Source organism: Pseudomonas sp. AG1028 (genome assembly GCF_007993955.1).
Lineage (GTDB): Bacteria > Pseudomonadota > Gammaproteobacteria > Pseudomonadales > Pseudomonadaceae > Aquipseudomonas > Aquipseudomonas straminea.
The window spans coordinates 18,523-29,359 of sequence record NZ_VIVP01000006.1 but is presented as its reverse complement, the minus strand read 5'-3'; the positions used below and the strand labels follow the sequence as shown (position 1 = coordinate 29,359).

The following is a 10,837-nucleotide window of genomic DNA, read 5'->3' as shown; positions in this document are numbered from 1 at the left end:
TAGTTGTAGTCTGTAGGCAGTTGTATTCCTTCACCCGCCTGCCCTACTTCCTCCCAGGCATCGCACTGACATCAGGGTAGATGCCATGCGTAACAACCAGCCCATCACCGGTAACGAGCGGACTTTCCCGGCGCAACAGCGCCTGATCTCGACCACCGACCTCAAGGGCCAGATCACCTACTGCAACGATGCCTTCATCGAGATCAGCGGCTTCTCCCGCGACGAACTGATTCGCGCGCCGCACAACCTGGTGCGCCATCCCGACGTGCCGCCGGCCGTGTTCGCCCATATGTGGGAAACCCTGAAAGCCGGCCGGCCATGGATGGGCATCGTCAAGAACCGCTGCAAGAACGGCGACCACTACTGGGTCAACGCCTACGTGGTGCCGGTGCTGGATGACGGCAAGGTCACCGGCTACGAGTCGGTGCGCAGCAAGCCCACCGCCGAGCAGGTGCAACGTGCCCAGGCGCTCTACTCGCGCATCAATGCCGGTAAGGCAGCGATCCCCAGCCGCGACCGCTGGCTGCCGGTTCTGCAGAACTGGCTGCCGTTCATTCTGGTCAGCCAGGTCGGCTTTCTGGTCGGTGCCTGGCTGGACAGCACCTGGGGCTTCGTCGCCGCCGCGGCGTTGTCGATTCCTCTCGGCCTGCTCGGCCTGGCCTGGCAGAGCCGCGGCATCAAGCGCCTGCTGCAACTGGCCGAACAGAGCACCTCCGACCCGCTGATCGCGCAGATGTACACCGACAACGGCGGCGTCGAAGGCCGTCTGGAACTGTCCATCCTCAGCCAGGAAGCGCGCCTGAAAACCTGTCTCACCCGCCTGCAGGACAGCGCCGAGAACCTCGCCAAACAGGCGGCCCAGGCCGACGTGCTGGCCCATAACAGCTCCACCGGTCTGCAGCGCCAACGCGAGGAAACCGACCAGGTCGCCACTGCCGTCAACGAAATGGCCGCCACCACCCTGGAAGTGGCCAACAACGTGGCACGCACCGCCATCGCCACCCAGGAAGCCAACCGGCTTACTCAGGAGGGCCGCACCATCGCCAGCGAAACCCGCGAAGCGATCCAGCGCCTGTCCCTGTCGGTGGGCGAAACCGGCGAAACCGTCACCCGCCTCGCCCAGGACAGCAACGAGATTGGTGGCGTGGTCGACGTGATCAAGGGCATCGCCGACCAGACCAACCTGTTGGCCCTCAACGCCGCCATCGAAGCCGCCCGCGCCGGCGAAATGGGCCGCGGCTTCGCCGTGGTCGCCGACGAAGTTCGCTCCCTGGCGCAACGCACCGCCGAATCCACCGGCCAGATCCACGCCCTGATCGCCAAACTGCAACGCACCGCCGACGAAGCCGTGCTGACCATGGACATCGGCCGCAAACAGGCCGACGAAGGCGTCGAACGCGTGCAACAGGCCGATCAGGCCCTGGCCGGCATCAGCGACGCAGTGGCCAATATCAACGAAATGGCCGACCAGATCGCCGCCGCCGCCGAAGAACAAAGCGCCGTGGCGGACGAAATCAGCCGCAATATCACCACCATCGCTCAACTGTCCGACCAGACGGCCGGTGAGGCACAGAGTACGGCGTTGTTGAGTGAGGAGCTGACCAGTACGGCGCAGGGGCAGTATTCGTTGGTGGCACGGTTTAATCGGTAGGCAGTTGAGGCGCAGCGTAAAGTTGCGACTTTTCGCTGGCATTAGGTTCAGGGATGACGTCAGACTCGGCACCTATCAACGTATCGAAAGCGTGGTGTATAACTCGCCAAGCACTCCGGCACCTCGCCGTGTGCCGCGAGCTAGCCGGCTCAGCAAAAAGGGCATGGGATGTTATACACCACGCCCCGTCCTGTGAGTTATGCACCACTCGGTGCCTATTTAGTAGGCGGAAGAAGTTCCATGTCAGAAAAACAAGTTCTTATCAACAATCTCTTGTCATTGAGTCGTCGTGAACTGGCAAAGGTTATGCATGAGTTCTCCGAAAGAAACAGAATCCGTGAAAATTATCAAGATGGTGACTTTTATGAATACTCTCTAGTGCTGGCCGAGGTATCGTGGGGTTGCGATGCTGGAGTAAACGACTCCGAACCAACAATTACATTCATTGGCAAAGAGCACTCCTCGGCAAGTCATGTGAACTGGGGAGACAGCTACAGCCAAGAAGGAAAGTGCACATATTGCAATTCTATAATTTCGTGTATCGCCAAGACCGCAGTGTGTCCAGTCTGCGACTCAACTGTTTCATGCACCTAATATATAGCACGCTTAAATACGGGATCCAACCGTTCGCTTTGCTCACTTGAACGCGCTAAAGCCCGCACCTTAACCAACCGCTATACGAGGTATCTTTTGGAGAGGAAAATAGTCGCCATTGAGCCTGGCGTAGGCGCCGGCCCGATAATACTCGGCAATAATCGAGAATCCATTCAGAACGCCTATAAGTATATTTACTCAAGCTTCTTTAAAAGTAGCGACTCTAAATTTCGATCAGATCATTGCAAAATTGCGGGTTTCATCGCGCACTATGACCTAGCTGGAGATACCAATTATATTGAAATCTTCAACGAAGAGAACCAAGAGGTTGACTACGCAATTTACGGGACAAGAACAAAGGGTATAACACTAGGTAAACTGAAGAAAATTCTTACTTTGAGAAACATCCATTTCGAAGTCAACGAATACGGTATAGAAGCCGAAAGCATTGGCCTTTCTACATTCAATCACGACCTGCAATCAGACGAAGACGTAATTGAAAGCTTCGGAATTTTCAAATCGGCGCAAAGAGCATGACAATGCGCTGGAGGCCGCTCATCACAATCGCCACAAAAAGGGGAAAGATTTATTTATTGAATCACTGGAATGGGCCGCCCCTTGTGCACTTTAACTAGCCAAGGAAGAATATGACCGATCTTGAATTAGTAGCCGCTCTCAAGGCCCTTCCAGATGAAGATTTGGCGTTGGTACTTGGAATGGTGCTTCCTGAACGCAACCCGTTCGCCAAAGAGCCCGAAGTGGTCATCTCCAGAATGTTTCTTGGTATATATACCGAATATACGGACGAGCGTTCAATTAGCATCATTGCTTACCCCAAAGATGGTGAGCAAGGGCCTTACTGGGGGTTCTGCCAATCTGCTGACTCACCAATTTCAGGCATAAGTTTCGTCTCATCCAAGAAAGAAGCGATATCCCCCCTGAATGGAACAACAATTAGTCTTACCTAACAAGTAGGATGGATGAGGCATCGGTCAAGGGCCCCATTCCCCTACGAAGCTAAGGTAATTTACGCCTAACGATGTTTATGGACTCTCCTCTTCAAACAGCGCCCAAGGTCAACTCAATGCTCATCCACAACACCCTCCACTACAAAGCCTGGGCAGACCGTCGAACACTGGACGCAGTCGCTCAGCTCGATCCATTGGCGCAGCACGAGGCCTTGGCCTTTGCTCGGCAGCAGCTCAACCATATGGTTCGCGTTGAGGAGTTGTTTCGTGCGCGTCTGCTTGGAGAGCCGGCGCCGCATGACAGTACCAACACCGATACCCTGCCCCAGCTCGATGAGCTCGACCGCCGACTGACGGCGGCCAATCAGTGGTTGGCCGCGTACCTCCGTGGCCTCGAGCCCGAGCAGCTTCAGGAGCCTATTCGTTTCGTTTTCGTGGATGGCAAGCAGGGCATGCTGAGCCGTGAAGAAGCGATCTTTCACTTGGTCAACCATGGCACTTATCATCGCGGCGCCATCGGTCATGCTCTTGACCGGGCTGACGGCAACCGGCCCGCCGATACCTACACGGTGTTTATTCATGGAGCAGAGCCTGAGCGTCGAAACGCCTGAGGCATACTCCCGTTCGATACAGACTCACCACCCGGCGCACCATGACCAATCCGCAAAGCCAGCTGAATGAACTGATCGCTCACCTTGAGGCGCTCACCGATATTCTCGCCCTCGACCCAGATAGCCACTGGGGCACGCATTTCCGCAATTGCCTGACGACTGCCAGAGCGCTGGCGGGCAGCAGTCACGATGGGGATGAACTGACGGGCCTGGCGTGTTCGGTGATGTCCGTTTACGGCGGCATGGGCAGCTTCAACGATTACGCGCCGTGGCAGAATGGCCGCTTCATTGCCGGCATGGAGTCGCTGGATGAGGCGTCTAACCGCGTCTATATGGCGGCTCGGGCGATAAGGCTGCGCAACGCCACAGATGTAGACTGAAGTCCCGCATACACCACAGCAGAGGCCACCTGAATCGATGTCCAACACCAGCCTATCCGAACTCTTCCAGACCGAGCCCATCACTTGGGGCTGCCGGGGTGATCCCTACCTGTGGCAGGAAATGAGCGAGGCACTGGCTGCGCTGACGCTTCCGCCAAGCGAGGCGCAACTGGCCGAAATCCTTGAGGCGACCTTCGAACGCCTGGTTGGCTTGCCGATAACCGCGCAAGAGTCGTCGGTGTTCGTTGAGCGGCACGCCCATGGCGGCATGTCGTCGGGGCATATCAGCCTGAAGTTCTGGCGCGAGACGGCGTTGCCATTGTTGTTGGCGCGCTACCATGCAGCTCTTATCGACAGCGACGCCGGCTGATTCGCCTCGGCACCTCTTTTCAGCGGTAATCAGCTGGCAGCCGTTCACCGCAGGCGGCGTATCATGCCTAGCAAAGGACTCATCGAATGACCGAAACCGCCTACTCCCTCGTGCGCGCCACTCCGTCGGTGGAAACCTATCGCCATCTGCGCACTGCAGCCGGGCTGAGCGGCAAAACCGTCGAGGCGGCGAGCCGCGGCCTACCCAACAGTCTGTTCGCCGTGCAGGTGCTCTGCGCCGGCGAGCCGGTGGGCATGGGCCGGGTGATCGGCGATGGCGGCGCTTTCTATCAGGTGGTGGACATCGCCGTGCTGCCGGAGCATCAGGGCCGTGGCCTGGGCAAGATGATCATGGCGGCGATCGGCGATTACATCGCCCGCGAGGTGCCGGAGTCGGGCTACGTCAGCCTTATCGCCGACGGCGAAGCGTACCGCCTGTACCAGCAGTTCGGCTTTGCACTTACAGCGCCGGCAAGCCAAGGCATGGCCCTGAAGAAAACCGCAGGCTGAAGCGCCCGACACTTACCACAGGTACCCAGATGAATCGCCGCAAGAAGATCAAACAGTTGCTGGAGGCCCACGCCAAGAAGGCCAATGCCAAGCTGGCGCCCAAGAGCAACAAGCCCAGATACATCAGCAAGGCGGACCGGGCGAAGCTGGAAGCCGAGGCGACTGAAAGCCCGAGCAGCACCGCCGAGTAACGCAAACTGCTTCATTAGTTTTCCATCAGGCATATGGCGTTGTAACTGGAGCCACACTGGCAATGGCTACCCACTAACAAGGACGCCCTGCCATGAGCCAGAACGCTTACAACCGCCTGCGCAGCCAGGTGGATTTTCTGGAATCACTGCTCGCCGTGCTGGTGATCGCCCTGTTCGTGCTGGCGATCTCCGGCGCTCCGGATTTCGCGGTGATGACCTTGGCCGTGGTCATCAGCGGTGGCCTGCTCAATCTGTATCGCCAGCATCAGCTGCTGGAGCGTTACAGCTGCCCCAACTGCCGCAATACGCCCCACAACAAGATCGACGAACGCGCCGGCGACTACCATGACCCGGCGACTGCGAACTGCCTGCATTGTGGGGAGCGGTTGACGGACTAAGCGCCTGAACCCTCAAGGCGCCGACCGCGGCCCGGCGCAACGGCTCTTGTTCCACTCGTCCGCCAACACGCTTGGCGCCACGCCCTGGCCGAGAATGGCGACAAAGCCCATGGGCGCCGTGCGCTTTCCGTCTTTACCGATATAACTGAATCGGCCGCAGGTGCCGTGATGGTCACTGAGGATCAGTGTTGCGGGGTCGGCGCCGGCGCCGCGCACGTAGTCCTTCATCATCTCGATGGATGCTGGATTCGCCGGCACGCCCGCCAGGTACCACTTGCTCTTGCCCAGCAGCATGATCAGGCACAGCAGGACGGCCGCCCATAGCGCCAGGCGTTTGAAGCGCTTGGCGCTTCGGTGAATCTGCAGCACGTCGCGGTAATGCATCCCTGATTTCCTGCCTCCCAATCCCAACTGCCGATGTTAACCAGCGAGATGCATCAGGGCTGCGACGCAGGCCTGCTTTCAGCGCTTCTTGGCGTGTTCGCGCAGAAAGCCCACCACCGCATCCGCCGCCGACTCCAGATGCTGCTCGTGGCTGTAGCCGGACACCTTCAGCGGTTTGAGGTCGTGGTCGCCCGCCGTCAGCCAGCACAGTTCGATTGCCGCCGAGAGTTGGTAACCGGCCACGGTGTGGAGGTCGCCCATGGCGTCGCGTTCGCCCTGCACGATCAGGGTCGGCGTTTTCAGGTCGGCCAGGTGCGCGGTGCGCGGTTTGTCGGCCTTGCCGATGGCGTGGAAGGGGTAGCCCAGGCAAACCAGGCCGTCAGCATCCAGTTCGTCGGCCAGCAGACTGGCCATGCGCCCGCCCATGGATTTGCCGCCGATGGCCAACGGCCCCGTGACCTGGTGTCGCACGGCGGCGTATACGGCTCGCCAGCAGTCGAGCAGTTTCGCCTGGGGGTTGGGTGGGCGTTTCTTGCCGTCCTGGCGGCGCGCGGCCATGTAGTCGAACTCGAAGCGCACCACCGTCAGCCCGCGGGCGGCGAGCTTGCCTGCCATCAGGTTCATGAAGTCGCTGTCCATCGGCGCGCCGGCGCCGTGGGCAAGGATCAGCGTGGCCTGGCTGGCGCCCGTCGGCCGATCCCAGAGCAGCGCTGGCGCTGGGCTTTCCTGTGCCTGTTGACCGGCGTCAATACCGCTTCGCTGCCCTTCTCGCATGCTTGCCTCGCTCATAAAAAAGCCCTTTTTCGTGTACGGATTTGTCCGTGCGCGGGGGCTGCAGATGATCTGCCCATAACCGTGGATGGAAACCCAGACATGAACACAACAACCAGTTCCGCCTATAACTACAAGGTGGTTCGCCAATTCGCCATCATGACGGTGGTGTGGGGCATAGTCGGGATGGGGCTCGGCGTGCTTATCGCAGCGCAGCTCGCCTGGCCGTGGCTCAACTTCGACCTGCCGTGGACCAGTTTCGGTCGCCTGCGGCCCCTGCACACCAACGCAGTGATCTTCGCCTTCGGCGGCTGCGCCCTGTTCGCCACCAGCTACTATGCCGTACAGCGCACCTCCCAGGCCACGCTGTTCGCACCGAAGCTGGCGGCCTTCACCTTCTGGGGCTGGCAACTGGTGATCCTGCTGGCAGCCATCAGCCTGCCGCTGGGCTACACCAGTTCCAAGGAATACGCCGAGCTGGAATGGCCGATCGACATTCTGATCACCGTCGTCTGGGTCAGCTACGCGATCGTGTTCTTCGGCACCATCATCAAGCGCAACGTCAGCCACATCTATGTGGGCAACTGGTTCTTCGGCGGGTTCATCGTCACCGTGGCGCTGCTGCACGTGGTCAACAACCTGGAAGTACCGGTCACCCTGACCAAGTCCTACTCGCTGTACGCCGGTGCCACCGACGCGATGATCCAGTGGTGGTACGGCCACAACGCGGTGGGCTTCTTCCTGACCGCGGGCTTCCTGGGGATGATGTACTACTTCGTGCCCAAGCAGGCCGGGCGTCCGGTGTATTCCTATCGTCTGTCGATCGTGCACTTCTGGGCGCTGATCACCCTGTACATCTGGGCCGGCCCGCACCACCTGCACTACACCGCCCTGCCGGACTGGGCGCAGTCGCTCGGCATGGTCATGTCCCTGGTGCTGCTGGCACCGAGTTGGGGCGGCATGATCAACGGCATGATGACCCTGTCGGGCGCCTGGCATAAGTTGCGCACCGACCCGATCCTGCGCTTTCTGGTCGTATCCCTGGCGTTCTACGGCATGTCGACCTTCGAAGGCCCGATGATGGCCATCAAGACCGTCAACGCCCTCTCCCACTACACCGACTGGACCATCGGCCACGTGCACGCAGGCGCCCTGGGCTGGGTCGCCATGGTGTCGATCGGCTCGCTGTATCACCTGATTCCCAAAGTGTTCGGCCGCGAGCAGATGCACAGCATCGGCCTGATCAACGCGCACTTCTGGCTCGCCACCATCGGCACCGTGCTGTACATCGCCTCGATGTGGGTCAACGGCATCGCCCAGGGCCTGATGTGGCGCGCGGTGAACAGCGACGGCACGCTCACCTACTCCTTTGTCGAGGCGCTGGAAGCCAGCCACCCCGGCTTCGTGGTGCGGGTGATCGGCGGCGCGATCTTCTTCACCGGCATGTTGCTAATGGCCTGGAACACCTGGCAGACCGTGCGTGCCAGCAAGCCGGAAGAACTCGAAGCCGCTGCGCTTTATTCGGTTGAGGGAGCCCACTGATGAAACACGAAATCGTCGAAAAGAACGTCGGCCTGATGGCCCTGCTGATGGTGTTCGCCGTCAGCATCGGCGGGCTGACGCAGATCGTCCCGCTGTTCTTCCAGGACGTGGTCAACGAGCCGGTCGCCGGCATGAAGCCCTACACCGCTCTGCAGCTCGAAGGCCGCGACGTGTACATCAAGGAAGGCTGTGTGGGCTGCCACTCGCAGATGATCCGCCCGTTCCGCGCCGAGACCGAGCGCTACGGCCACTACTCGGTAGCCGGTGAAAGCGTATGGGATCACCCCTTCCTGTGGGGCTCCAAGCGCACCGGGCCGGACCTGGCCAGGGTCGGCGGCCGTTACTCGGACGAGTGGCACCGCGCGCACCTCTACAACCCGCGCAACGTGGTGCCGGAGTCGAAGATGCCGTCCTACCCCTGGCTGGTCGAGAACGTGCTCGACGGCAAGGACACCCCCGCCAAGCTCAAGGCCATGCAATTTCTCGGCGTGCCCTACACGGATGACGACATCGCCGGCGCCAGCGCTGCGGTGAAAGGCAAGACCGAGATGGACGCCTTGGTCGCCTACCTGCAAGTGCTCGGCACTGCGCTGAAGAACAAGAGGTGATCCCATGCTTACCGACCTGATCGACATCGGCATGGTGCGCGGCATCGGTACCGCCCTGGTACTGATCGCCTTCACCTGCGTGACGCTGTGGGCCTACAGCGGCAAGCGCGCCAAGGCCTTCGAGGATGCGGCGAACCTGCCCTTCGCCGATGAACCCAACAAAGCAGCAGTAAGGAAAGACACCCCATGAGCACTTTCTGGAGCTGGTACATCACGCTGCTGACCCTCGGCAGCCTGGTCGCGTTGTTCTGGCTGCTGTTCGCCACACGCAAAGGGGAACGCAAGAACACCACCGACCAGACCATGGGCCATTCCTTCGATGGCATCGAGGAGTACGACAACCCGCTGCCACGCTGGTGGTTCATGCTGTTCCTCGGCACGCTGATCTTCGCCGTGGGTTACCTGGCGCTGTATCCAGGCCTGGGCAACTTCAAGGGCCTGCTACCCGGCTATGAAGACGGCTGGACGCAAGTCGCCCAGTGGGAGCGCGAAGTGGCCAAGGCCGATGCCCAGTACGGGCCGATCTTCGCCAAGTACTCGGCCATGCCGCTGGAACAGGTGGCCCAGGACGAGCAGGCGCTGAAGATGGGCGGCCGGCTGTTCGCCACCTACTGCTCGATCTGCCACGGCTCGGACGCCAAGGGCGCGGTGGGCTTTCCCAACCTGACCGACGAAAACTGGCGCTGGGGCGGCGACGCCGAAACCATCAAGACCACCATCCTCAACGGGCGCATCGGCGTGATGCCGGCCTGGGGCCAGGTGCTCGGTGATGACGGCGTGCGCAACGTCGCCGGCTACGTGCGCCACGAATTGGCTGGCCTGCCGCTGGCCGATGGCAGCAACATCGACCTGGAACAGGGCAAGCAGCTGTTCTCCACCACCTGCGTGGCCTGCCACGGCCCGGCAGGCACCGGCACGGCCGCCATGGGCGCGCCGGACCTGACCCACTCGGGTGGCTGGATCTACGGCTCGAGCCTGGCGCAACTGCAGCAAACCATCCGCTACGGCCGCAACGGCCAGATGCCCGCGCAGGAGCACTACCTGGGCAACGACAAGGTTCATCTGCTGGCGGCTTATGTGCTGAGTTTGAGTCGCAAACCACAACCTGGCGAATGATGCCCACGTGTAGGAGCGACCGGGCGAAGATCGGCTTTAGCCGCGAGCTCTTTAGTGCCTGGTCGGGTGCTAAAGCTCGCGGCTGAAGCCGCTCCTACGAAATCGCTCCCGCAGGTCGCCAATCTATCAGCTACCGTTGCTTTACCTACTCAGGAGGCAACGGAATGCCGCACTCAGTCAGTTTGCGCAAAGGCCGGATCTCGCAAACCAATCAAATCTACCTGCTAACTGCCACCGTTAAAGACCGCCAGCCAGTCTTTGCCAGTTTCGCACTCGGTCGCCTTCTTGTTCGTGAACTGCAACGTGCCGAAAACCTGGGGCTGGCAGAATCGCTCGCCTGGGTGGTCATGCCCGATCACCTGCACTGGCTGGTATCACTGCGACAAGGCTCGCTCAGCGAATTGATGCGTCGCGTCAAGGGGCGCAGCGCCTTGCAGGTGAACAGCCGGCTCGGTCGCCGAGGCAGACTATGGCAAGAGGGTTTCCATGACAGAGCGCTACGCCGTGAGGAGGACATACTGCCAACTGCCCGATACATCGTTGCCAATCCTTTACGGGCAGGCTTGGTAACGCGTGTCGGCGATTACTCTTTTTGGGATGCGGTGTGGCTCTGAAGATCTGCTCAATAGCTTCAGCCTGACTACAGAATCTCAATGCACGCAATCGTGGGAGAGGCTTTAGCCCCGAGTTCTTTGTTCCAGACTAAAAGCTCGGGGCTAAAGCCCCTCCCACATATGCAGGCTC

The 10,837-nt window shown here is 60.3% G+C and carries 16 protein-coding genes and 1 pseudogene; 15 read left to right on the top strand and 2 right to left on the bottom strand.

Annotation, left to right across the window (positions count from 1 at the left end):
* Positions 1–85: 85 nt before the first annotated feature.
* From FB481_RS23570 to FB481_RS10920, 10 genes and pseudogenes are all read left to right on the top strand, one after another.
* Positions 86–415, top strand: a pseudogene (locus FB481_RS23570) (PAS domain-containing protein); the annotation flags it as partial.
* Between the two features lie 318 nt (positions 416–733).
* Entirely contained in the window at positions 734–1,651 is a 918-nt protein-coding gene (locus tag FB481_RS23565) for a methyl-accepting chemotaxis protein (protein ID WP_371318711.1), read from the top strand.
* 690 nt (positions 1,652–2,341) lie between these two features.
* Positions 2,342–2,782 carry a hypothetical protein gene (locus FB481_RS10955; protein ID WP_147176358.1) on the top strand — a complete coding sequence of 147 codons (441 nt, stop codon included), beginning with the start codon at positions 2,342–2,344 and terminating at the stop codon, positions 2,780–2,782.
* 110 nt (positions 2,783–2,892) lie between these two features.
* Entirely contained in the window at positions 2,893–3,213 is a 321-nt protein-coding gene (locus tag FB481_RS10950) for a hypothetical protein (RefSeq protein ID WP_147176357.1), read from the top strand.
* Positions 3,214–3,329: 116 nt separating this feature from the next.
* Entirely contained in the window at positions 3,330–3,824 is a 495-nt protein-coding gene (locus FB481_RS10945) for a DinB family protein (protein ID WP_147176356.1), read from the top strand.
* A gap of 41 nt (positions 3,825–3,865) precedes the next feature.
* Entirely contained in the window at positions 3,866–4,204 is a 339-nt protein-coding gene (locus tag FB481_RS10940; RefSeq protein WP_147176355.1) for a hypothetical protein, read from the top strand.
* A 37-nt stretch (positions 4,205–4,241) separates the two neighbouring features.
* A complete protein-coding gene (locus FB481_RS10935) occupies positions 4,242–4,574 on the top strand; it encodes a hypothetical protein (protein ID WP_147176354.1) in 333 nt (110 codons plus the stop codon).
* A gap of 86 nt (positions 4,575–4,660) precedes the next feature.
* Positions 4,661–5,083 carry a GNAT family N-acetyltransferase gene (locus tag FB481_RS10930; RefSeq protein WP_147176353.1) on the top strand — a complete coding sequence of 141 codons (423 nt, stop codon included), beginning with the start codon at positions 4,661–4,663 and terminating at the stop codon, positions 5,081–5,083.
* 29 nt (positions 5,084–5,112) lie between these two features.
* The gene (locus tag FB481_RS10925; RefSeq protein WP_147176352.1) at positions 5,113–5,274 is read left to right on the top strand and encodes a DUF2986 domain-containing protein; all 162 of its coding nucleotides are present in this window, start codon (positions 5,113–5,115) and stop codon (positions 5,272–5,274) included.
* 92 nt (positions 5,275–5,366) lie between these two features.
* Positions 5,367–5,672: a hypothetical protein gene (locus FB481_RS10920; protein ID WP_147176351.1), complete on the top strand. Its 306-nt coding sequence runs from the start codon at positions 5,367–5,369 to the stop codon at positions 5,670–5,672.
* A 12-nt stretch (positions 5,673–5,684) separates the two neighbouring features.
* Here FB481_RS10920 and FB481_RS10915 read toward each other — a convergent pair whose 3' ends face one another.
* Both FB481_RS10915 and FB481_RS10910 read right to left on the bottom strand, forming a co-directional pair.
* A complete protein-coding gene (locus FB481_RS10915) occupies positions 5,685–6,056 on the bottom strand; it encodes a hypothetical protein (RefSeq protein ID WP_147176350.1) in 372 nt (123 codons plus the stop codon).
* Between the two features lie 78 nt (positions 6,057–6,134).
* Complete coding sequence (locus FB481_RS10910) at positions 6,135–6,830, bottom strand: alpha/beta family hydrolase (RefSeq protein WP_147176349.1); 696 nt, start codon at positions 6,828–6,830, stop codon at positions 6,135–6,137.
* A gap of 99 nt (positions 6,831–6,929) precedes the next feature.
* Here FB481_RS10910 and ccoN point away from each other — a divergent pair, with 99 nt between their 5' ends.
* From ccoN to FB481_RS10885, 5 genes are all read left to right on the top strand, one after another.
* A complete protein-coding gene (ccoN, locus tag FB481_RS10905; RefSeq protein WP_147176348.1) occupies positions 6,930–8,369 on the top strand; it encodes a cytochrome-c oxidase, cbb3-type subunit I in 1,440 nt (479 codons plus the stop codon).
* Positions 8,369–8,977, top strand: coding sequence for a cytochrome-c oxidase, cbb3-type subunit II (gene ccoO, locus FB481_RS10900; protein WP_073264723.1), 609 nt, complete (start codon positions 8,369–8,371; stop codon positions 8,975–8,977). The genes ccoN and ccoO overlap by 1 nt, the downstream gene beginning before the upstream one ends.
* 4 nt (positions 8,978–8,981) lie before the next feature.
* Positions 8,982–9,167 (top strand): CcoQ/FixQ family Cbb3-type cytochrome c oxidase assembly chaperone, encoded by a 186-nt coding sequence (locus FB481_RS10895; protein WP_013791955.1) that lies wholly within the window; start codon positions 8,982–8,984, stop codon positions 9,165–9,167.
* The gene (gene ccoP, locus FB481_RS10890; RefSeq protein ID WP_147176347.1) at positions 9,164–10,093 is read left to right on the top strand and encodes a cytochrome-c oxidase, cbb3-type subunit III; all 930 of its coding nucleotides are present in this window, start codon (positions 9,164–9,166) and stop codon (positions 10,091–10,093) included. Before FB481_RS10895 ends, ccoP begins: the two co-directional genes overlap by 4 nt.
* Before the next feature lie 164 nt (positions 10,094–10,257).
* Positions 10,258–10,707, top strand: coding sequence for a transposase (locus FB481_RS10885; protein ID WP_147176346.1), 450 nt, complete (start codon positions 10,258–10,260; stop codon positions 10,705–10,707).
* Positions 10,708–10,837 lie beyond the last annotated feature (130 nt).